Annotated in this window: 15 protein-coding genes; 4 read left to right on the top strand and 11 right to left on the bottom strand. The window is 27.4% G+C overall.

Features of this window, described 5'->3' with window-relative positions; genetic code table 11:
* Nucleotides 1-40 precede the first annotated feature (40 nt).
* Nucleotides 41-5,890: a hypothetical protein gene (locus tag QEJ31_RS03225; protein ID WP_280592359.1), complete on the bottom strand. Its 5,850-nt coding sequence runs from the start codon at nucleotides 5,888-5,890 to the stop codon at nucleotides 41-43.
* A gap of 460 nt (nucleotides 5,891-6,350) precedes the next feature.
* Here QEJ31_RS03225 and QEJ31_RS03220 point away from each other — a divergent pair, with 460 nt between their 5' ends.
* Entirely contained in the window at nucleotides 6,351-6,683 is a 333-nt protein-coding gene (locus QEJ31_RS03220; RefSeq protein ID WP_280592358.1) for a hypothetical protein, read from the top strand.
* Here QEJ31_RS03220 and QEJ31_RS03215 read toward each other — a convergent pair.
* From QEJ31_RS03215 to QEJ31_RS03170, 10 genes are all read right to left on the bottom strand, one after another.
* Nucleotides 6,673-7,425 (bottom strand): peptide deformylase, encoded by a 753-nt coding sequence (locus tag QEJ31_RS03215; protein WP_280592357.1) that lies wholly within the window; start codon nucleotides 7,423-7,425, stop codon nucleotides 6,673-6,675. The two genes, QEJ31_RS03220 and QEJ31_RS03215, sit on opposite strands and share 11 nt — an antisense overlap.
* A 91-nt stretch (nucleotides 7,426-7,516) precedes the next feature.
* A complete protein-coding gene (locus QEJ31_RS03210; RefSeq protein ID WP_280592356.1) occupies nucleotides 7,517-8,518 on the bottom strand; it encodes an NAD-dependent epimerase/dehydratase family protein in 1,002 nt (333 codons plus the stop codon).
* 17 nt (nucleotides 8,519-8,535) lie between these two features.
* Nucleotides 8,536-9,321 (bottom strand): class I SAM-dependent methyltransferase, encoded by a 786-nt coding sequence (locus tag QEJ31_RS03205; protein ID WP_280592355.1) that lies wholly within the window; start codon nucleotides 9,319-9,321, stop codon nucleotides 8,536-8,538.
* 2 nt (nucleotides 9,322-9,323) lie between these two features.
* Complete coding sequence (locus tag QEJ31_RS03200) at nucleotides 9,324-10,448, bottom strand: hypothetical protein (protein WP_280592354.1); 1,125 nt, start codon at nucleotides 10,446-10,448, stop codon at nucleotides 9,324-9,326.
* The gene (locus tag QEJ31_RS03195; RefSeq protein WP_280592353.1) at nucleotides 10,448-11,764 is read right to left on the bottom strand and encodes a pyridoxal phosphate-dependent aminotransferase family protein; all 1,317 of its coding nucleotides are present in this window, start codon (nucleotides 11,762-11,764) and stop codon (nucleotides 10,448-10,450) included. Before QEJ31_RS03195 ends, QEJ31_RS03200 begins: the two co-directional genes overlap by 1 nt.
* Nucleotides 11,765-11,775: 11 nt before the next feature.
* Nucleotides 11,776-12,561, bottom strand: a complete 786-nt coding sequence (locus tag QEJ31_RS03190) for a hypothetical protein (protein ID WP_280592352.1) — start codon at nucleotides 12,559-12,561, stop codon at nucleotides 11,776-11,778.
* A gap of 11 nt (nucleotides 12,562-12,572) precedes the next feature.
* Nucleotides 12,573-13,649: an AIR synthase related protein gene (locus QEJ31_RS03185; protein WP_280592351.1), complete on the bottom strand. Its 1,077-nt coding sequence runs from the start codon at nucleotides 13,647-13,649 to the stop codon at nucleotides 12,573-12,575.
* Nucleotides 13,640-14,626, bottom strand: a complete 987-nt coding sequence (locus QEJ31_RS03180) for a diacylglycerol kinase family protein (protein WP_280592350.1) — start codon at nucleotides 14,624-14,626, stop codon at nucleotides 13,640-13,642. Before QEJ31_RS03180 ends, QEJ31_RS03185 begins: the two co-directional genes overlap by 10 nt.
* Nucleotides 14,627-15,238 (bottom strand): AAA family ATPase, encoded by a 612-nt coding sequence (locus tag QEJ31_RS03175; RefSeq protein WP_280592349.1) that lies wholly within the window; start codon nucleotides 15,236-15,238, stop codon nucleotides 14,627-14,629.
* The gene (locus QEJ31_RS03170) at nucleotides 15,226-15,969 is read right to left on the bottom strand and encodes an HAD family hydrolase (RefSeq protein WP_280592348.1); all 744 of its coding nucleotides are present in this window, start codon (nucleotides 15,967-15,969) and stop codon (nucleotides 15,226-15,228) included. The genes QEJ31_RS03175 and QEJ31_RS03170 overlap by 13 nt, the downstream gene beginning before the upstream one ends.
* A gap of 300 nt (nucleotides 15,970-16,269) precedes the next feature.
* Here QEJ31_RS03170 and QEJ31_RS03165 point away from each other — a divergent pair, with 300 nt between their 5' ends.
* The 3 genes from QEJ31_RS03165 to QEJ31_RS03155 all read left to right on the top strand — a co-directional run bounded on the left by QEJ31_RS03165 (nucleotide 16,270) and on the right by QEJ31_RS03155 (nucleotide 22,957).
* Nucleotides 16,270-17,616, top strand: coding sequence for a nucleotidyltransferase family protein (locus QEJ31_RS03165; RefSeq protein ID WP_280592347.1), 1,347 nt, complete (start codon nucleotides 16,270-16,272; stop codon nucleotides 17,614-17,616).
* A complete protein-coding gene (locus QEJ31_RS03160; protein WP_280592346.1) occupies nucleotides 17,616-20,159 on the top strand; it encodes a PEP/pyruvate-binding domain-containing protein in 2,544 nt (847 codons plus the stop codon). The genes QEJ31_RS03165 and QEJ31_RS03160 overlap by 1 nt, the downstream gene beginning before the upstream one ends.
* A gap of 200 nt (nucleotides 20,160-20,359) precedes the next feature.
* The gene (locus tag QEJ31_RS03155; RefSeq protein ID WP_280592345.1) at nucleotides 20,360-22,957 is read left to right on the top strand and encodes a hypothetical protein; all 2,598 of its coding nucleotides are present in this window, start codon (nucleotides 20,360-20,362) and stop codon (nucleotides 22,955-22,957) included.
* Nucleotides 22,958-23,024 lie beyond the last annotated feature (67 nt).

Here is a 23,024-nt window from a genome sequence, read left to right as displayed (position 1 = left end):
ATTTTAATTTATTTATAATTTTTTAAATTAGAGAAGAAAATCATAAATCTATTTTAATCAATGGACTTTGCCCTATTTCAATTTGTACCGTATTTAATTTTTTATTTTCTGGTAAAACTAAATTGAATATAGCTTCATTTTTAATGTTAAACAGAGTAATAACATCATTTTTAATGTTAAACGGATTAATAACATCACCTCTTTTCTTCCATTCTTTGTAATTTAAATGACTGTAATTACCAGTAACTTTAATAAATAAGTGGTCATTACTTCCTTTATCATCTTCAATAATTTTTATGAATGGAATTCTACTCTTATTGTAATTATTATATTCAACTATATTAACAACAAAAATATCGTCACCACTACCGCCATCCATTCTGATATATTTTTCTTGTTTGCTATGATCTAGAGTTGCCATTAAGACATCATTACCTTCTAAACCTTTAATGAGTGCGTTTCCAAATGAAGCATTAATATAGTTATCCTGTTTATTACCTATAATAATTTCGTTATCAGGGGTGCCATTGATGTAAGTATAGTTTTCAAAAGCAGGATTGTTATCTAATCGGATACCTTTATAATTTCTATAAATCACTGGTAAAATACCTAAATCTTTCGTATCCAGTTTTGATTGGGAAGTAGCTGAGATTGTATTTAGCCATGTAACATTATTTGTTACTTCCGATGGATTGTAAATAATTATATTCCCATCTTTAGTTGTTAATATAGGCAGGTCTTTAACAATTTCTCCATTTTCTTTATAATTCTCTAACTTAAATAATTTAACAAATTCTTTGTTTCTATCATTTTGTTTAGAAAGAATTTCTTTATTGTTTGTTACAAACCATAGGTCGTTATTTTCAGAATAAATACCAATTTCATAAACATCGCTAATAATCATGTCACGATCATTGTCATTATTTGTAAAAAAGTATGGATAATTGTATTTATTTGTGGCTTTGTTTGCAAAATAAATAATGTCATAATTTTCTTTTGCGTTTAAGAAATCAGCTTTATTAATTAAGTAAGTATCCTTTCCTGCACCGCCTATTAATAAATCGATATCTTCACCGCCTGATAGAACATCATCACCCAAAGCGCCAACTAATACGTCATTGCCATTGTTGCCAAGCAGGACTTCATTTGTACTATTGCCTAAATAAATATCTTTATATTTTGAACCCATAAAGTGGGAAATATTTTCAACTTCAGGGAATTGTTTTAACAGTTCCTTTTTGTTTGTATTTGCAAAATTTAAAGCATATTGTAAATAAAATCTTTTGACATCAATTTCCGAGTAATTAGTATTTTGAAAAGTATTATTCTTTTTAAATTCTGCTAAATCATTCTTTATTTGACTAATAGATGGACTTACAAAGGTTATTTTATCTTGTATGTTAAAGTTTTGGCCAAATTCAAAATTTTGGAAACTTAAAAGGTTAAATCCTTCTTTGCCATTAATGTAACTAGTATCTTTAGTTGGAGCTTTTATTTCAAAATAGTCATCCCTATTGGCTCCATTAAGTTCATATTTATATTGACCAGCTTCTACAATAAAAAAGTTTTTAATATTTTGATTACCATTAATTAAGCTAACACCATATCCATGTCTATATTGATCACCTAATCCAACATAAAATAGAATTGTTTTTTTGTCATCAGGAACCGTAGCAAGAATTTTAGAATCTAAATGGTATTCGTCCATTTTGACATAATTTTTTACATCTTCTAATTTGCAGTATCTAGTAAAATCATAAACTTCATAGCTTACAAAAAATTTTTCATACCAAGCTCTATTGTCAATTTTAAATTTTTCATCGAGATAATGTTTTCTGTGATCTGTTTCATATGGTTTTAACTGTAAATTATTTACAATTTCGGCCCGAATTTTTTCATTTTGTGCATTGTATATATTACTAGTTTGGCACATATGAATTCCTTGCCTTAAAACATAACCTCCAGTACTTGAAGAAGAACATCCCGCCATATTACAGTTAGAAATTGAACTAATTGTTGGGGTAACTGGGAAATAATAATATGGTTTTGGTGTTACTAATTTAGTAAACAGTACATTCGTAGTTTTTGCATCTTTATTTAATTCTGTTAGATGTTGTTCTAGTTCTTGTTTTTTTACATAATCTCGTTGGTATGGTTCAAATAATAAACTTTTTGAAACATCACACATTGGACAAAGCAATTTCACAGCACCCAATTTAGCAGCATCATTGGGCGGCATTCCAAATTTTCCGACTAATTCTTCATGAGTGCGAATTGTAGTATAAATATTTTGTCCCATCATAATACTAAAACCAATAGCTGTTCCTATTGGGCCAGCCATAGAAGTTAAAGGTATAGCAGCTAAGGTACCAATAGAAGTTGCAGCTGATAGAGTTGAAGCTGTACCATAAACGATATAGTCTTGTTTTTGTTTACCAGTAGAATTTCCAACCTGTTTAAAAAGATCATAAGCATTCCAAACTTCAAAACCAGCAGTTGCAAAATTGAGAGCAGCTTGAGCTCTACCTAAATTTTTATAGACTTGAACATGTTTTTGAAGAAAAGAAGAACCTCTGATCAAATCCACACCTAAATCCAAATTATCTAAACTCATTTCTAGTGAATTGCGAAATGCTGAAAAATGTTCCCCATCTATTGATTGTTGATGAATGCTCATAATTCTATTAGGCATGTGATAGAAATTAACTAAAATATTAGCTTGATTCATTCCATAAACCATTTTACTGGCAACTTTTTTTGCAAAAATAAGTTTTGGACTTGGAGAATCATTTGTTAGACCCATTACAGATTTCATCATGTCATACAATTCAAGTTGTGGAAGAGTATATTTTAAAACAGGTCGAAGTGTTTCTTGGCGGCTAATTTTGTTATAAACGCCATCCATTATTTTTTTAATTGGAGTACGTTTATCATTGCCAAATTTAGCTTTTAATTTTGATTCATCAGGAGTGTTGATAAATAAATTTTTTAAAAGATCACTTAGTACAGATTTTTTCTCTTCACTTAATGAAGAAAAATTTTCAAGATCAAGAAGAAATTTTTCTTTGTCAAAAAAGTAAATAATTTTTTCTTTACTTTTATTTTCACTGGTAAAGAATATTTTATTCAATTTATTTTTTATTGGAGTTAAATCTAAAAATGGGAAATAATAGTTTTTGTAATAACTACTTACTGAAGTAGCTCCAACAAGTAAACTAGCTTTACTTTGTGTAGATATAACTCTTGTTTTATCAATTGTGATATAATCTTGAGCTAGATTTAGTAAATTTTTGTCACCTAATAATGCACCTTCTCCTTTGATAATTCTGCTAACAATTTTCTGCTCAAATTCGGATTCGATTCCTAGAGCTGACAAGTAGTCAAACACAAATTTCACTTCCCGCGCTACTTCAGTCATTGGCATATGCGTAAAATCTTTATTAACATTTATATTATCTGCTGAAGTAACAGTTGTTTCTCTACTATTATTTTCAATACTTCTTTTTAATTCTGCTAAATGCTGAACAGTAAATCTATGGAATAAAAGCATAGAATTTTTTTGTGTTTTTGCAGCTGAAACAAATTCAGAGGCCTTTTTCAAATAATTCAAGTTATTTTCTAAGATAGCTTTTTTCGCATCGTTAGTAGGATCTGGGAATAATTCATCGAGAGCGTTTAAATAGAATTGATTATATTTTGCACCAGAAAGAAAATTTCTTCTCAAAATAGGAATAATTTTTTCTTGAATGTAATTTGGATTTGCTAAAATTTTACTGTTTAAATTTGATCTCTTTTGAATTTCTAAATAAAGTTTTTGCCAAACTCTGAGTTTTGAACGTTCCATTGTTAACTTGTTTAGCATTTCAATTCTTTTGGCTATTTTTTCCAATGGAGAATCTTCAGGTGTATCAAGGTCACCGGCTATTATTTTTGCTTCTTTAGAATTATCAGGTGCGTCATCAAATTCGTAATAGAGCTCAATAATTTTTTCAAATGTTTGTTTTGTTGCTACTCCTAAAATAGTAGCACTTGCCCCAGCAACAGTAACAGGTAGTTTTTCAAAAACAAGAGGTCCACCCATTAGCATCGCAAATTGTCCAGCAGTGAGTGCAATATCACCAGTTGTTTTGAATATTGTTAATATCGATTGTTTCTTATAAAAATCAGCAAGAATAGCGCGAAGCTGTCTTGTTTCGCTATCTGTATTTTTCCATAGGTCTGAATTTTCTACAATCGAAACCCATTCCCGTAAAGTTCTCACTTCATTTATGTCATTGGCAATATTTATTAACCCGCCCAAAAACATTTGTGCTTGGCCTAATGCAAGAAAACCATCACCTAATTTTGTAAGTATCCCTAAAGCACCTGCAAAAATTGGCTCACTACTGCTACCTAAAAAGCCATCCTTTAATTTACTTAAGTCATTAAAAAATGATGATTCTTTAACTAGTGATTGAATTTCTTCCTTAGTTTTGCCTTTAAATAATTCTAAATGGGCATAACCAACTATTGCGCGAATTTCAAAAGCAGCCATTCCGGCAAACATGGCCATAAGTCCGCCTTCAGTTAACGCTCCTGGAATTTTTTGTTCAATATATGTTTTGATAATATCTTCTTGTGTATTTTTAAACTCATTTAATTGTATAATTAGGTCCATGCTTTTTGAATTGCGTAGATCAAATTCAGGTAATTGATGTAATTGTTGAAGAACGTATTTTATATCGCTTGGTAGCTCCGCTATGTTTCTTTCCAACGAACTATCAACAGGAGTTGTTTTTTTCAATTCATTGTCTAAAAATTGAATTGTTCGTGTTAATTTATCAGATTGATTATTTTTAGTAACGTTATTCAGCATTTCTAGAAGATTTACTTTAAATTTTATTTGATCAAAGTATATTTTTTGTATTTCGGAGGCATTTGCTGTTGCATCATTTTGAATTAAAGATCGAAGAGTTTCTTTTAATTTTAACTCTTGCTCATATTTTTGAATCAGTAGTTCTTTTACCTCTTGTTTTAATTCCTGATGCTGAGCCGTTGCACCTTCTGTACCAGAATATACTAAATATAGAAAGGCAGGATAAAAGCCTAAACCTTGAATGAGATAAATTAATTTTGGAGAAAGTCCTGAGCTTTCTGTTGCAGCTGCAAAGTCGTCAGCTCCATCTATTACAAATGCTTTTTGTGCATTTATTGGAGATAAGGTAGAAACATTTTTAAAACTTTTGTTTCTAATAATTCTAAAAAGTTTTGTGATATTATCTACTTTTTGAATGTGATAGCCGTTTTTTACGGCAGCTTCTAATGAGCCAAGATCTTTAAAAAACATTTTTTCATTGAGCCAATCAGCAGTTAACTCAAAAGTGTAATTTTGTGAGCCAAGTAATGGTTTGATATTAACTCGGTATTCTTTTTCAAAGTTTTGAATGCGTTCGCTTTTTAAATGATTGTAAACATCTATTTGTATTTTTCTTTGCAAATGATCTATTGTGTCAAAATCAATAGGTTTTGGATAAAGAGTTGAAGTAATTCGATATTTCGGTTCGAGTTTTTCTTCCTTTTTTTCACTCACATTTTCAGTAACTGGAAGAATTTTTACATTGAATTGTTTTAAAGTAGCTTCGATGTATTTAATTTTTTCATTAGTATCAGTTAGTTCTTCATAAGGAATTTCAAATGGCTGTATTTTTGCATACGCTTCATTAATTTTTGTTTTGGCTATCGACTCTCCAGTTTGTCCCTTTTCACTTGTTGATTTGCTCGAATATTCATTACTTACTGAAGAATACTCAGAGTTTTTTGAGTGCATGTCATTTGCTGATCGCTTTGTGCAACCTAGATTAAAGGCAAGTGCGCCTAAAGTGCAAAGTGCACTAAATTTTATTCTATGCATTTTTTTACCTTTTTTATTATTTTTAAATATTTACAATGATATTGATAATTATTATCAATAATATTTTTCAAATAGTTTATATATTTCAAAAAAGCAAGACTGATTATAAAAATAATTATGTATTCATATAAAAAAAATATTTTTCTAGATAAATTGTGATCTTGTTTTATTGCTAATTATGGATAATCAATCCTTATTATACTAATAGACTAGACAATAAATTTTATTATTTTATAAATTTACACAAGTCTTTTAATTATATACATTAGATTAGTTATTAAATGTTAGTGAAAATTAAAAAAAACAATTAAAGTAACATGATGATAATATTGAATTTACATCAAAAATAAAATTCTAACATTATAAAATTTATGGAAAATAAAAATTAGTCACACAATTCTGACAGGATAGAATTTAATAGATAGATCAAAATTTGTCTGAATGATTATGGGGATGTTGAATGGATAATTTAGAAAACATAGAAAAAATTAATCATATTATCAATTTAATCTTAAAAGATATTTTTGATGAAAAAGAAAAAAATATAACGGGCTATAATGAAGAAATACATCCACTTTACTTAATAGAGCAGATCAGTGAAAATTTGTTTGAAATTTTAAATGAACTAAATAGTGAAGAAGAATTAAATTATAAAGTTATAATTGATGGTATAAAAAACTCACTTTTAAAATTTCTTTCTATTTTGCACTGTGTATATAAGGAAATTGAGGAGGATTTAAATGAGAGAAAAAAAGATAAAGACGATGAAAATAATATAATTTCTATTGTCTGATTTCTTCATTTTTTTCAATTTTCTGGGTTCTTGCTTTTAAATATTCACTTAAAATAATCCATTGATCTTTTGGAATTAAATCAATGATGCCTGTTTTATTTAAATGATCTATTTCGTGTTGAATTATTCGAGCTAGAAAACCTGAAACTCTTCCAGTCACTTTATCGCCATTTTCTAAATATGCTGTATACTCAATGGTTTTAAAACGAGAGACTTTACCTGTAATATCATTAACAGAGAAGCAGCCTTCAAAGTCTAAAATCTTCTCAGTACCTACTCCTTTGTAAGAAGGATTTATCCAAACGGTTTTAGACATCGTATCTTCAATATCTTTCCGCCATTTTTTTAATTCTTCGGTAGGCTCTAATGCAAATACTATAATTTGTTTGCCAATACCAATTTGGGGAGCTGCAAGACCGGCTATGTTTTTTTCATTATCAAATTTTTCAACAAGAATTTTAATATCTTTTCTGTCATTAGTTGAAAGTGGAAACTCTAGCTTTTTTGCTTTTGTCCTCAAAACTTTTGGTTTTGTTTGATTTTTTAAATCATACATAACGTATTCTGGAAGAGAGGGTTTTGTAATTGTAGATTTATTTATATTCGAAAAATTTTCTGATAATGTTGCATAATTATTTTGCTGATCACTATTATTCCTAGAATTTGTTGATTCTTTTTTGCCACAACTTTGAGTCGATATAAGAATTCCAAAACAAGCTAAAAAATTAAGTACTTTTTTCATTTCACTCCTTGCAGAAAAATTGAATATAAAAAAGAAGTTTTAATATTTTTAGATATAGTGATAATAATATAAATTTACAAATTTTTTAATATCATATTAATTTATGAAACCAATTTAAAGTATCAAAGATTGTTTTATCTGCTGGAATGGGATTCCATTTTAAATCTTGTTTAGCTTTATTCACAGATACATATTGATATTTACCAAAAAAATTACTTATTATTTTTCTCGATAAATTTCTTTCTTTTTTCATTACTTTATGACTCAACCAGTCGACTGAATTTAATAGATAAAAAGTCCACAATGGAGGTAAATAATTTGGGATTTTTGCATCAACTTGGATTTTTTTTATTCGCTTTAATAGTTCTTTAAAATCAAAATACTCTCCTGCAACAAGGTACCTGCCTTCTGCTTGATCAAAAAGTAACGCATTAACATGAGCCTTAGCAACATCTCGAACATCTACTATGTGGCAACCGCCATTAGGTATCGTAAAAAATTGCTTTTGGAAAATTTTATAATAGAGACTTAGAGAAGGAGTTACTTTTGAAAAATTTGGGCCTATGATTGTCGGAGGCAATATAGAAATTAGTTTAATATTATTTTTATTACAATACCAAAAAGCCCATTTTTCAGCGTCAATTTTAGCTTTTAACAAAGGAAAATCTGAAGATTGATTCCAGTTATTTTCAGTTAAGGGATTATTCAATGAAGAAGACATACCACATGCAGAACAACTAGACGTAAAAACTATTTTTTTAATGTTATTTTCGCAAGCACTTTCTAACACATTTTGTGTACCCAAAATAATGGGATCTTCTATCTCTTTTTTTACATTACTACTCCATAGAAGAACTGGTGAAGCAGAATGTATAACTGCATCAATATCTTTCATAGCATATCGTAATGATTCTTTATTAAGTAATTCTGCTTCAACAATTTCAATGTTTGAAAGTTTTTTTAAGTGTTTAATTTTTTCGTCATCGTTAATGTTACGCACTGTAGTTTTTACTTGGAAGCCATTTTCAGAAAGTTGTTTTACCAAATTGTAACCTAAATGACCATTTCCACCAGTAACTAAAATTTTTTTCAAATTACTCTCCTTAGAAATTAAGCTGCATTTTTTCTATGTCTTAATTCAAAAAGTAGTACGTATCCTACTTGTTCTATTTTATTTACATAAAGTTCAGCACTATCAACCCAAGAAAAAAACTTATCTTTACTTATTTCTTCAGTTTGATAACCTTTTTTTATCCAATTGCGAATAAGTTTTTTCTTCCATGAAGTTTCAGGAGTTAATAAAATTGATCCGCGAAGAATCCCATTTTTATTCAGACACCTGGAAATTTCCTTCATAGCTAATGCACCAGAGGGGAAAGAATTAAAGCCTCCAAAGCATGAAATTGCTTGAATACTAGAATTTGCAAATGGAAGTTGGTTTACATCACCTCGAATAAATGTCACAGGTTTTTTTGAAAATTTAACTTGAGCTTTTTCGAGCATTTCTTTTGATATATCTAGAACTAGTAAATTACTTGCAGATTTTATTTTAGAAGAAAATAAAGCGGCAGATGTTAGTGAACCATCACCAGTTGCAATATCTAAAATATTCTTATCATAGTCTAATATTTCTCTAAAAAACTTTATATGTTTGAAAATATTTCCATGCCATATAATTATATAAACTAGTAAGGCAAACGGTGCGTAAAATTTTGAATATATTTTGTAAGCTGTTTCTGTAACTTTATTAATGCTATTATTTGTTAAACAAAGATCTAAATAAAAACTATTTTTTTTAAATTTTATTTTGCATTGGCTGCAAAAATAATAATTAATGTCAAAGCTATTTTCTAAAAAACAATGGCATTTCGGACATGACAGTTTCAAATTATTCATATCTAGTTTTTCCCTTCGACTACAGAAATTCTATTCAAAACTGGCGATAAAGTTTTATTAATATCTTTTTTCCACATATACCCATCAATTACATAATGAGATAAAGCCATAAAATATATTAATGTCATTCCTATATGTTTAGGTGTAATTAAATAAAATAAAATCATCAAGATTGAATAAGTAAGTGCAATCGAAAAATAACGAATCCAAGCATTTTTATTCACCAGTCTTTGATGAAATGATAATGAAATTTTAGCTTCTTTCATTTCATTTGTCCGATGTTTTTCAAAAAGCCATACAAATCCAAAATATTGAACGTTATGAAAAATAGTTCCAATTGCAACTGCTAAAGGCATAGCTGTTACTGGAATAAAAAAGTAAGGAACAATATATGTCAGAATAGCAATTAGCATTAATGAAAGTTGTGGCCAAGGGATATGTTTTCCTTGTTTTTTTCTGTCGTAAACAGCTTTTTTTAAGCCAACCAATCCTATCAAAGCCGTAATTGCACAATAGGTATAAAATATGTTCTTCGGAATAACAGGATAAATTAAATTATATTTTTCGTCTAAAGATAAGAAATATTGGACACTATCATGCGTAAATACCCATAAGAGAATACTATAAAGTGCTAAAGGAAAAAATAAGTTTAAATAAAATCTGTCAGCATAAATGGTTTTGTCATTAAAACGTTTGGATTGGATGGTATCATAAATTTTACAAATTCCATGATGTTGTCTATATGCGTGCCACAATGAAATATAAGATATGAGAGATAATATCCAGTCGTTTAAAGTTGTTCCTTCTGTAAAGGGGATTAATAAAACTATAATTAAGCAAACAATAGCAGCTGCGTAAATTGGTTTCATGTTAAATGTTTTACGTGCTTGTTCTGGTAAAAGAGTCGCCCAAGTTAAGTAGTTGTGGGGAATTCCAAAAAATATTAAATAAAAATTATAAATTGGAAAAATAACTGCATCCCCTTTCCAAATATAGAACAAAAGAAGTAATAAAGAAAAAATTCCTGATAAATGAAAAAATGATAAATCAAATTTTTTATTTTTCAGCCAAAGGCAATTATAAGTTATTAAAGCATTCCTACTTTCTAAATTAATTGATTTAAGCATTATAAAAATTCCTTTTTTAATTTTGCAAAAATATTAATAACTTTTTTTAATTCTTCTTCAGTATGAGTAGCCATTACACTTAATCTTAGTCTTTGTTTGTTTTTTGCAACGGCAGGATATTCAATTGAATTAACAAATATATTATTATTGTTTAGGAACTTGTTTATTTCTCTAATATCATGTTTTGCAGGAATCATTATTGGGATAATTCCAGAATCAGAAGAGACACAAAAACCAAGTTCATTTAAATTTTTTACAAGATAATTTACATTAGAAAAAAGTTTTCTTCGCAATTCTTTTTCATTTTGGATTACATCAATGCTAGCTAAAATAGCTGCGACAATAGGAGGTGGTAAATGCGCAGAAAACATATAAGATCGGGCAAAATAGCGCATGTATTGAATTACTTCTTTTTTTGCTATTAGAAAACCTCCTGTTACGGCAAAGACTTTACTAAATGTACCCATGGTTATCGGAACAGATTCTTCAACTTGCCAATGTTCTGCTGAACCTCTACCATTTTCTCCCAGAATTCCAGTTCCATGAGCGTCATCAATGACTAAAGTCGCTTTATATTTTGCACACAATTCAGAAATTTCTTGCAGTGGAGATAAGTTTCCATCCATTGAAAAAACTCCCTCAGTGGTAACAAAAATATGTCCATTACAGAGATTCGAATATCTCTCTAAGAGAATTTTTAAATGCGCTACATTATTGTGTTTGTATCTTAAGGTTTTTACCTTATTGAAAGGGTCGCTGTTTAAATTTGTTAAGGCATCGTATAAACTTGCATGACTTAATTCATCATAAATAAGAATATCATTTCCTGAAATTAATGCTTTTACCCATCCAAGATTTGCTTGATATCCACTTGGAAACAGCATCGCATCATAATCATCAGCTTTATCTCCATATTTAAATTCACAAAGTTTTCGTTCTAATTTTTTATGTAGAGTAGACATTCCATTTAAAAGAGGTGGGCCTCCAACACCAATTCCAAAAGTTTCAACTGCATTGATTAATGCTTCTTTTATTTTCGGATGGGTGGAGAGCCCTAGGTAATTGTTCGAACCAAACATCAACATTTTTCTTGGAGTTTTTGTAATTTGATCAAGTATTAAACTTGAATGTTCACAAGCACTCATTAATTCTCTGCAGTAAAGAGCTTTGCCTTGTTCCAATACACTCACTAAAAATTCATTGAATGGGGATACTTTTTCAGTTAATGATTTTCCAGATGGTTTTATGAACTCAGCCAAAGAAAAATTTTCGGCATTATTTGCTGAAAGAAGTTTATTTTTTTCAATGTCAAACATAATTTCACCTTTCAATTTTTATTTGTGTTAATTAAATTCCTCAAAATTACTTTTGCAGTTTTTTTTGCAAATTGCGTCAATTCATTGGGATTCATTCCTAATTTTAATATATTATTTCGAACGGTTTTATTGTGATAAGCGTACTTATTCATATTAATATCAAAAACACAAAGTGATATTATTAATTTAATTAATAAAATATCAAAAAATGATATTTTTGTTGTTTTTAATTCTTCACTAATTATTATGCTAATTCCAGTAATATGTCTTTCTTCATCCTTAGAAATTTGATTTATAAGTTTTTCGAGTTCAAATAAATTGAAATTTTTGGCAGATAAAGAAAGTTTTTTATAAAAATTAACACCATAAATTTCAAAAAATTGGAGTAAAACTAATCCATAAATCGGTTTTTTAGGAAATAATTTAGACAATTTTTTTAGAAAAATATCATAAATAATTTTATCAGCAAAGCTTCTATTTAATTTTTTATATTTAAATGTTTGTAAGTTGTAATTTATTAGCTTAATTGTATGAATACTTTCATCAGATTTTTGCGATCTTAAAAAATTTAATTTTTTCTCGCATTTAGTGAAAGCAAGCATAATATTTGATATTATTAAATCTTCAATTCCTTCCGTAGTTGCAATTGAGGCGATTAATTTTTTCCAGCTATCAATTAAATCTTGATCTAAATGAGATATATTGTCATAATTATGAAGAATTTCATAATTTTTATATGCTTTTATTTGTTGGAATGATAATTTATTTAGTCTTGAAACTGCAAAATCTTGAAACATAACATATCCTTTTAAGGAAATTGATTATTTTTTAAATATGAAATAAGTGAATCCATCCTGAGTTTAATTTGATTTATCGAACTATTTTTCTCTTCAGCTAAAAATTGTGTTTTATTCAGGTCTATTTTAAAATTAATTTCCTCATTTTTATTGATAAAGAGTAATTCATGTTCATTTTTATTTTTTTTGAATTGTCCAATTATTTCTAAATTTGGAATATTTTTTTTAGCTTGCAGAATTTTTTTCGGAGAAATTGCTGAAATTAATTCAAAATCACCGTGTTCAGCAATCCATAAAAGAAACTTTGGTAAATTAAGTTTATTGCAGAAATCTATTGCAAGTTCGTCTAAGCAGTTTTCATTCCAAATTAGTTTTATTCCAATGTTATTAATTTCACAAAGTTGTTTTACAGCAGAAAGAATTCCATCACTCGTATCTATTATAGCATTTGCATATTTTTGTAATAAAATACCTTCTGCTATTCTAGCCATAGGTCGATATAAATTTTCAGAAAAGTATCTTTGAGAATTTCTATTCTGATTCATAAGAAAATCAATGCATAATGCAGGACCTCTACCTGATTTTCCTGTGATGCAAAGAAAATCATTGTCTTGAATTCCAGTCCGCATTTTTGATAGTTTCGTTGAATATCCTAATCCAACACTTGTAATCACTGTGCTTGATGAACTCCCATTATCACCGCCAAGCAAAAAACAATTTTGTAAACTTAATGCTGATTTAAATGCATTTGCTAAATTTTGTTGAAAAGACAATGGAGTTCCAAATTCCCAAATAGTTGAAAATAAAATTCCTAATGGAATACATCCACAAGCGGCTAAATCCGATATTGATGCTTGAGCTGCAACCCAACCAATTGTTTCTGGCTCTTTGTAAAGTTTATTTGTAATTTCTTCTGCAACACTATCTACGGAGGAATATATGTATAAATTTTCTTTTAATTTAATTACTTCACAATCTGACTGATTTATTTCATTGATCTGTTTTTTACTTTTGGGTGTTTTTCCAAGCCACGAAATTAAAGATTGCAATTCTTTATTTTCAAGTTGTGAAAAAGTATTTAAGGACATAGCAATAAACCTTTAGGAATAATATTGAAAATTGCAGAAGAAAAATTTTTAACTTCACCGTCTAATTCTAGAAGAGTTTCATTTTTTGCATGTATTTCAATTTTATTTGCTGTAATTTCATTTAAAGATGAATTACTTAGGACATTTTTTTGGAAAAAACTTTTCAAGATTTTTAAAACTTGAATTTTATTTTTATAAACATTTTTACTCATGCTATTAAAATAAAATATTTCAAAATATCCATTATTTACTTTAATTTCTTTTGGATACACAAAATTTCCAGAAAAATGTGGTATTTTAAGGATTCCTAAATTAACTATTTCATTATTTATATATTTTATACCATTGCAAATTATAGTTGATTTTATTGGTTTAAAGAAAAGAAAATTTTTTAAAATTGCGTAAATAATTGCTAAGTTAGTATTGTTTTTCTTTATGAAATTATTAATTTTACCATTTTGATTAAAAAAGTAATTAGCATTTGCAGTAAAGCCTACACTTGCATTAACAACAAAATATTCTTTTAACTGAAAATTGTTTTTATCTCTGAATTCAACCAATCCAATATCGTGAAAAAATGCTTTTTGAAAGTTTAGTCTAACTGGTATTGAGTCAATTTTTTCTTTATTAGGTTTATGAAAATCATTTGAAGAACCTACTCCTATTGCTCCTATCATAGGATTCATTGCTTGAAATTCAATTAAGTAATTTACAACTGAATGGACAGTTCCATCGCCACCAACGGCAATAAATTTATGAAAACCATTTTGAATAAAATTTTGCAGTATAGTTTTTAAATTTTTGCTGTCAATATTTGCAATATCTATTTGAGATTTTACAAATATTTTATACTTATCTTGTAAGATATTTGAGTTGAGAATATTCTTCCAAATATCGCCTCCTTTTCCACCTTTAGCCTTAGAATTAAATAAAATAATTGCTTCATGAATATCTTCTTTTTCATTAATATTGTTCATTTATGCAACCTTTTTTTGATAAATAGAAAACATACTTTCAATTATTTTTTCGCAGTTTTGATTAGCTGATATTGAAAACCAAGGACCAAATTGACCTTCAATTTCTTTCCAAACGGGACGTAATGAATTTTGAAAATTTAAAAATTTCTCTTCACTATTTTTACCTTTAGCTATTCCTTGTTCATAATTAGAAATTTCTTTTTTTCTTTTTAAAGCCAATTCAGCTGAAATATCTAAATAAATTGTCAAATCAGGAATTGGAAAAAGATTTGCTATTTGATAAAGAATTTCTTTTTTTGAACCCAATGCTATTTCGCTAACAACATACTTATACCAATAAGAATCCATGATAATAATTTTCTTTTTTCTTTCACGTGCAAGTTCTAAAGATCTTTGTACAGCATGGAATATAAAATAAGAACGGGAAGAACCTTTCAAATTTTTTAAATATGTTTGCGCATGTTCTTGACTAGCAAACAACTCTTCATACTGATCCCAAACAGAAGCGATAGTAATTGAACGTTCATTCAATTTTTCTGACAAAAAAAATTGCAGCTTATTGCATACGGTTGTTTTCCCAGAGCCATCAGGTCCAGTTACTACAATAAACATTTAGAATTCCTTTCTAAGTATTCAATTAAGTTGCTATATTGACCAAAATTAATAGGCTTTGATTCAAAATTCTTTAATGGATTCCTTCCAAGAAATTTCTTTTTTTTCTTCTCTAAATTTACAATAAAAACATTCATTCCAACTTCTCTAGCATTTCCATCGAGTGATAATTTATTTCCTATCATTAAGCACTCTTGTGAATTTAATTTATTTCTTGACAGCAAATCCTGAAAATATTTTTTAGAATGTTTTGAGTAATTCATATTTTTTGAATGTGAAATGAACTTAAATGCATTTACATCTATACCCGCCCATTGCAATCTCAGACTTACATATTCAGGTGGCCAAAACGGATTTGTTGCTAAAAATAAAGTGTATTTATTTTTTGCCCAATTAATAAAATTATTTGCCTCAGGAATTAGAGTAAAATATTTTTTTAACAAGGGAAAAGTTACCTCTAAGAAATTATTTAATAATTTCTCACTTTTAGTAATAGATATATTCATAGATTCAGAAAATCCATTAATAGCTTTTTGATAAATAAGCACTTCATTTGGATTCGATATAATTCTCTCCTTAAATGTCAAGAAAGAGTAAAGAATACGAATTGGAGAGGTATTAAATTCTTTCCATAAAATTGCTTTTGAAACAAAGTAAAGCTTTGCTTTTATTTCATCTAAATTAACTAAAGTCCCGTCTAGGTCTAAAAGTAAGTTTTTTATACTTTTCATAATTATATTCTTTTAAAATTTGTGTTTAATTGATTAATAAATTCAGTAAATATTTTAAATACATTATTAAATAAGCATAAAGAAAAATTTATATTTTGTCAAATTTCTATTCCATAAAATATTTTTTAATGTAACATTATAAATTAAGTACAATTTTTATGATTTAAATAAAGCATTACTTTATTTGACATGATATTGATATCTGTGTATTTAAGAATAATTTAAAATAGAAATTATATAAGCGCAATTATTAATAGAAATTCTAAGGTAAATTGTTTATAAAAATTATAGGTAACCTTTATGAAAGATAACTTTGAGTATATAAATATTAGCTTTGTCTTAGAAAAATTAAATTATGCTGAGTTTGACATAAATGAATTTGAGAAAATTCAGGATTCATTGAAAAAAATAGAAAATCTAAAATTATTTATTGAGATTATTGAAAGAAATTCTATACAAGTTTTAACTTATACAAGAATTAAATATTATTTTCCAAAAATATTTAATAATCTAATAAAAATAGCTAATTGGAACTTTCAATACTTAAAATATCAAAACCGTTTTTTAAGGCAAAATAGTTACATCCAGAAAGTTCTAGAAGCATCAAAAGCTCAAGGTATCAAAGTCGTATTTTTAAAAGGATTTTGCTTTAGCCAATGTCTTTACTCAGAAAAATTTTATAAAAAAATGAATGATATTGATATCCTTATTGAAGAAAAATATATTCATGCTTTTGAAGGTATTTTAAAAAATAATAAATTTACTTGTTTATTTAAAAATTTATTTTCAAAAAAGCTAGATTTAACTAAAACCCATCATTTACCCCCATATATTTCAGATGATAAAATATGTGTAATAAGTGTACATTGGGGGTTATCAAGTAATCTACTTTTGAATAAAATCCAAAATTCTTTATGGTTAAATTTAGTACCTATAACAAATTTTCAAAATTCATTCAGAATGTCTTGGGAGCATAATTTGTTTCATTTGTGTATTCATTTACCTTTGTTCAAGGTTGGGATAAAAGAATTGGCCGATATTTTTAATGTAATAAAATTTGGGAAGCCGTTGGATTTTTCAAAATTTAAAATTTTAATAAGCGACTCTTCCTCTCATGATAAAATTTTTAGATCCCTAATAATTACGAGTCAACTTTTTCCAGAGTTAAAGAACAATACATTTTTTTTAGAAACAATATTATGGTGCGAAAAATTTGTTTCAAAAAAAATAATTCAATTAATTAAAAAAAGGACAATTTCTTTAAAATTTCTTTTAACTGCTCGAACGACTTATATCACAAAGATTGAAAAAAACTTTTTACTTTTCAGGCTTTCTAAAAGCTACAAGAATAAATTTAAAATTTGGATAAAAATGTGGATACTTTTGTTTTTTATTCCAGCCGAAGAAATTAAATGTATTTCAGGTTACCTAGGTAATAATACTTTTGCTATGTTCTACTATAAAATACTAACGCCAATTTCAATTATTAAAGTTCTTTGTTCTGAACATGGCACAAAAAATATTTTTATTTTTACGCTTGCAAATGTTTTAACAATTATTGCTGGAATTCTTAAATTCTCATTTTTAGAAAGAGAAACAGAAGAATATGACTTGAAATTACTGAATCTTTATAAGGAAATGGAATAATGAATAAAATAAAAGGAAAGTTACTACGAAAAGGCTTGAAAGATGTTGGCTATGGTGGAAAAGCTAGAAATTGCCTTTTTTTGAAAAATAATTTTTATAACGTTCCAGAATCAAGATTATACAGTTGCACAGAGATTCAAAATTACCTTAAGAATAAGATTTGTAAATTTAATGAAAAAATGAAAGAAATTGCCTTAGAATTTAATGAATCAGAAGATGAAGAAAAAACGAAATACTGTAGTTTAAAAAATGAAATATTAAGCATTTCTCCCCCTGATAACTGGCATACAGAAGTACAAGAAATAAAAAAAGTTCTTGGAAATAATATTATCATACGTTCAAGTATGAGTATTGAAGATTCGCATTTAGCTTCATTTGCAGGTTGTTTTGACTCTTTTCAAATAAATATTTATGATGAATATAGCTTGTGGAATGAAATTAAAAAGGTATTGGCTTCTGCTTTAACAAAATGTAGTGTAAAACGAATTATAGAAGTAACTCCTTATTTTTCAAAAGTACAGCTAGGTTTTTTTATACAAAAATATATTGAACCAAAGATTCATGGTGTTTGTTTTAGTAGAAATCCGTTAAATATTTGGGATCAAAACAGTACTTGTGAATATGCGTTTTTTGGTAATTCAGTTGTTCAAGGAACTGGTATTTCCTATACTGTAACAAATAATGAAAAACCACATAAAAATTTGACTCCATTCTGGTATGAATTATGGCAACATGCTTTTACACTCGAAAAAAAGTTTAAAGCAGCAATAGATTATGAGTGGGTTTGGGATGGTAGTGAATTTTGGATAGTGCAAGTCAGAAAAGTAACGACTGAAGATGCTTATATGTTAGAAAAAACTTATGCCGGGAATATTTGGAATAGGGAATTAACATTAGAAAGATTTCCTGAACCCCTAACTCCTTTAGCTTGGACATCAATTTCAGATATTTTTGTAACTAATGTAAAGGTATTAAATAAACAGTTTGGAATACTAGTTAATAATATTGAGCAAATAGCATTATCATTTGGCGGATATGTATTTGCAAATCCGAATGTATTTAATTATCCAGAAGGTATTAAGATTAGATGGTCACATTATTTCTCTATTTTTAAGCCAATATTTTGGAAATTATTAAATGCATTTATTATATTTATTACGAGAATCTCTTTTGCTAAAGACAGAAAATTTGAATTTTCATTTTTAAAACTACAAATTATTTTAATCTTGATTGAAAAGTGTTATAAAACTGAATTTGACAGATGGTCAGTCAATAAAGAAGTATTTTTAAAAAAAATAAAAAAATTTAGTGAATTTAAATTCCCAGATGATTCAGATTTAAATAAAAAAATATTAAATAGGATGGAAGAATTAAAGAAAATAGGAGAGGGCTTTCTTGAATCTGATTTTTCAATTTTTTTGATGAAGGATGTTTTGCAAAAAGTATTAAGTAAATTATTTCAGAGTCTTGGTTTTTTAGAGAATGATTATTTAAATATGCTAGGAAAGTTTTCAAATCGAACTTTAGAATTTAATGAAGAATGTAGACAATTATTCGAGGTGATAAAAAAGGACATTAATGGGAAAGAATTTTTAAATTCGCTAGCAAGTGTAAAAGATATGAATGATTTTAATAGAAATTTTAATTTTCTTTCTAATGATTCTAAAAGAATTTGGGAAGATTTTTTAAAGAAAAATGGACATATCCGGACATCATGGGATTTTATAAAACCATCTTTAACAGAAGCTCCTTGGGAACTAGGTACTATTTTATTGAAATATTTATCCACAAATTATCAACCTAAAAAAATTGATAAAAGCTCTGATTACTTTTTTATCGAATTATATAAAACACTAATTAAGATAAATAGAATTAAAATTAATTACTGCTTACTTGATGCTATTGAGAAGTTAAGAAACTTAATGCAAATGGATGAAGAACAACATTTTTTTTCTGGACTTCTCATTCAAGAGTCAAAATACTTAATTAAAAAAGCAGAAGAATATTTTCTTGCAAAGAAAATACTAGTTGATAAAGATAGTGTTTATTTTTTAGAAATTAAAGAATTAAAAGAGCAATTACTGTTACCAACATCAAATTTACATTATTTAACTTTAAAAAGACAAAATTTATGGAATTCGAATTTTGAAAAACCCAAGCCAATGCAAATTCCTGTTCTGAATACAACAAAAGATTTGAATTTAAATCTCCAGCCAGAAGAAAATATATTTTATGGAGAACCAATGAGTCCAGGCGAAGCGCAAGGTGAAGTTTATTTTGTTGAGCACTTATCTGACATAAAGGATATTCCTAAAGGAGCTATTCTGTTAACAACATCACCAAATCCTACCTTTACAGCACTTTATCCGACCTTGTCAGGTTTAGTAACAATAACCGGAGGTGTTCTTTCGCATGGTTTTATCGCTGCAAGAGAGTATGGTTTACCTGCAATATCTGGGTCTCAGCAGATTTTCCATGCTTTAAAACAAGGAATGACTGTGAAAATTAATGGGACTTCAGGCAGTTTAGAAATTTTAGCCTAAAAATTGAATTTTAGTGAGCAAAGAAATATCCACAAATCTTTTATGATAAAATTAAGTGCTTGAATAATTAAAGAAAATAGCTAATTTATCATCAAGAAGTAATCATTTCTTAAAGAAAACAATTATATAAAAGAAAAGAGAAAGAAGTTTATGCAGCTTTTGATGATACATCGTTCTTGATAAATAGAAATAGGTGTCACATGTTGAGTGAAGCGAAGAGAAAAATAAAAAAAACAAAAACTAGTATTCAAAATAAATTTCGTACACCACAAGAAATTCAAGCTGCACAAATAAAAGAAAATACTGCAAAAAAATATGGAAAAACTCAAATATCTTTAGAAATTTTATTGTCAAAAAACGAATTTGAAACCTTCTATAATATAAACTATAATATTTGCATTTCTTTTTTAGTTACATTTTTTTTACTAGTAAATCGAGATAAAAAAGGAGATATATTAAGTTATATTGTTCAAAATGAAAAGTTCTATGAAAGCTATATTAATTATTTGTCAGATTACTATAATGCTAATAAAACCACTATTATAAATGCAATTCAGAAATTTAGCAATTATGAAGTTTTTAAACAAGAATTTTTTGTTTTTATTCAACATTTAAATTCTCTTCCAGATTCTAAAAATAAAAAATTATATCAGCAACTATTCCAGCAGTTAAAAGAATTTCATGAAGAAAAATTAGGCATTTTTCAAGGTAACTATTATTTAATCAATTCATCTTTAAACAGAAATGAATTTTTTCAGAAATTTTCAACTGAATTACATGCAATTGCAAAAAGCAGAAATGTTGCTGATAAAGCAAAATACTATATTCAACTATCTCCAGCAGAAATTTTTACTTTAACTGCAAATACGTTGATCGATCTACTTATGATAGCGATTGCCATTGTATTGCCACCAGTGGGAGTTGGGGGATACGCAGCTTCAATAGCTGCAAATGCGGCATCACAAGCTGCTACGGCTGGTGCAATTGCAGGAGGTGCATTAGCTAGCAATTTTGTGGGATTATTATTTTTAAAGGGAAAAGAAATTCTATCAGGGGATTCTTATAAAGTACTACGATCAATAATTCCAATTGAATTATTGCCTGAAAATGATATAAATAGAAACAATGTATTAATTTCTAGTAAACTTGTTGCATCGCATAGTTTTAATTCTAAATATCAAGTTAATTCAGTTATGTCTTCATTTGAATTAGATTTACTAGAAATGAAAAAAGTAAAAGAAATTGTTGAAGATGTTAAAAAGTCTATTGCAAAGAATGGGCAATATAAATTTAATATATCAACTCTTTTTACCTACTATGTTAATTTAATTGAAAGTGTTGAAAAATTTAAAAATAAAAATACTTCACAGCATGCTTTAAAAAATGACTATATGAAATTGATAAATTACTATAGATATACTTTACTTTTAAAACAACCACTTTACATTCAACTAGAAACTTTAAGATTAAGTTTATTTAAGTCACTAAGTGTTTTTTCTAATAACAGCTCTTCTTTTTCAGATTTTAAAAGAAAACACTTGCATAAAAATTTAACAAATCAAAATGCTATACGCAAAACCATAAAGAGATATGTCAAAAATAAAGACGAAAACTATAGAAATTCTTTTGTAGATCTTGTTCATAATACCCTCATACTTGGCGAAATGAATCAAAAGGAAACAGAGAAATACCTACATATTTTGAAACAAGATACAAGAATTCCAAATAAATTAAGAGATACATTATTTGGCCCACCGAGTAATGCTCCAGATTCCATAGCTGATCCACTCAATAGAGGATTAAAAGGTTTGAGCCCACTTTTATTTCCTAATATCAATAATCCTGTTAGCTTATCATCAAAAGACGTTGCTACTGGGGTAGGTTTATCTGTTTCTTTAGGCTGTTTGATTATTTTTGAAATAATATCCTCGATTATTTCAAAAGCGACAGGTCTTACTGGGCAAGAAAGATATACCTCTTTATGTTCAGTATTAGGTGGTTCTTATCATGCTTTTAAAGTAATGCAAGCAGGAACTGGCGTTGTAATGATTACAAATAACTTTTCGCATTTTATTAAAGATTCTTTAGTAAATAATATATTAACTAATTATGCTGTAATGCCGTTAAAAATAATTGGTACTTTTGGAGTTGCATTTGTAGCTGCAAAAATAGATCAACATCAAGATAAATATTGGAAACAATTAATTGAAAAGTATATTGCTCAGCAAGCTGGAAATAGCAAAGAAAAAAATTTAGAAAATAATAAAGAATATTCTTTCCGACCAGCCTATGACTTTTATAAAACGGAACGAGGTTTTGCTCCTACAAGATATATGAAGGCAATTTCTGAATTGCAAGATAAAAGACTTGACAATATTTCCAATTTAATAAGAAAAATTGATTTAAATATCTTAGAGTTGATGAAATTGTGCCAAAAGTATAATAACAAAGAACAAAACTACGAAATTGAAAAAAGAAAAATTGATCATTTTATATCCTATTTAGAAAGTATTGATAATGAATCACAGCAAGACAAACTGCATGATGGAAATGAACACTATGATCAAAATGATATTGAAAAAATAGTTTCTTTATATACTAAAATATTTATAAAGTTAATGAGTGTTGCAGTTGAAATTCAAAAATTTGATGATTATATGCAGTATTTTGTTGATGGCTTTTTGAATGAAGTTGATTTAGCTTTAAATTTATATATGCCTTTACTAAAAATAGATAATTCTAAAGTGAGTGATGTAATTAATTTTGCGAGTAGTAATAAAAATTTTCAAAACTTCTAGAAATACTATTAAAAATAACAATAATAAACAAGAAAATGATTTAATAAATAGTTCAAAGAATTCAAAT

This window comes from Pigmentibacter sp. JX0631, from assembly GCF_029873255.1.
In the GTDB taxonomy this organism is placed as follows: Bacteria; Bdellovibrionota_B; Oligoflexia; order Silvanigrellales; family Silvanigrellaceae; genus Silvanigrella.
This window is presented reverse-complemented; position numbering and strand designations above follow the sequence as displayed.

Excerpts from the sequence above, each read along its gene's own strand:
- QEJ31_RS03165 (WP_280592347.1), top strand. The coding sequence starts at position 16,270 with ATGAAAGATAACTTTGAGTATATAAATATTAGCTTTGTCTTAGAAAAA.
- QEJ31_RS03195 (WP_280592353.1), bottom strand. The coding sequence starts at position 11,764 with ATGTTTGACATTGAAAAAAATAAACTTCTTTCAGCAAATAATGCCGAA.
- QEJ31_RS03160 (WP_280592346.1), top strand. The coding sequence starts at position 17,616 with ATGAATAAAATAAAAGGAAAGTTACTACGAAAAGGCTTGAAAGATGTT.
- QEJ31_RS03170 (WP_280592348.1), bottom strand. The coding sequence starts at position 15,969 with ATGAAAAGTATAAAAAACTTACTTTTAGACCTAGACGGGACTTTAGTT.
- QEJ31_RS03155 (WP_280592345.1), top strand. The coding sequence starts at position 20,360 with ATGTTGAGTGAAGCGAAGAGAAAAATAAAAAAAACAAAAACTAGTATT.
- QEJ31_RS03185 (WP_280592351.1), bottom strand. The coding sequence starts at position 13,649 with ATGTCCTTAAATACTTTTTCACAACTTGAAAATAAAGAATTGCAATCT.
- QEJ31_RS03180 (WP_280592350.1), bottom strand. The coding sequence starts at position 14,626 with ATGAACAATATTAATGAAAAAGAAGATATTCATGAAGCAATTATTTTA.
- QEJ31_RS03205 (WP_280592355.1), bottom strand. The coding sequence starts at position 9,321 with ATGAATAATTTGAAACTGTCATGTCCGAAATGCCATTGTTTTTTAGAA.
- QEJ31_RS03190 (WP_280592352.1), bottom strand. The coding sequence starts at position 12,561 with ATGTTTCAAGATTTTGCAGTTTCAAGACTAAATAAATTATCATTCCAA.
- QEJ31_RS03215 (WP_280592357.1), bottom strand. The coding sequence starts at position 7,425 with ATGAAAAAAGTACTTAATTTTTTAGCTTGTTTTGGAATTCTTATATCG.
- QEJ31_RS03175 (WP_280592349.1), bottom strand. The coding sequence starts at position 15,238 with ATGTTTATTGTAGTAACTGGACCTGATGGCTCTGGGAAAACAACCGTA.
- QEJ31_RS03200 (WP_280592354.1), bottom strand. The coding sequence starts at position 10,448 with ATGCTTAAATCAATTAATTTAGAAAGTAGGAATGCTTTAATAACTTAT.
- QEJ31_RS03225 (WP_280592359.1), bottom strand. The coding sequence starts at position 5,890 with ATGCATAGAATAAAATTTAGTGCACTTTGCACTTTAGGCGCACTTGCC.
- QEJ31_RS03220 (WP_280592358.1), top strand. The coding sequence starts at position 6,351 with ATGGATAATTTAGAAAACATAGAAAAAATTAATCATATTATCAATTTA.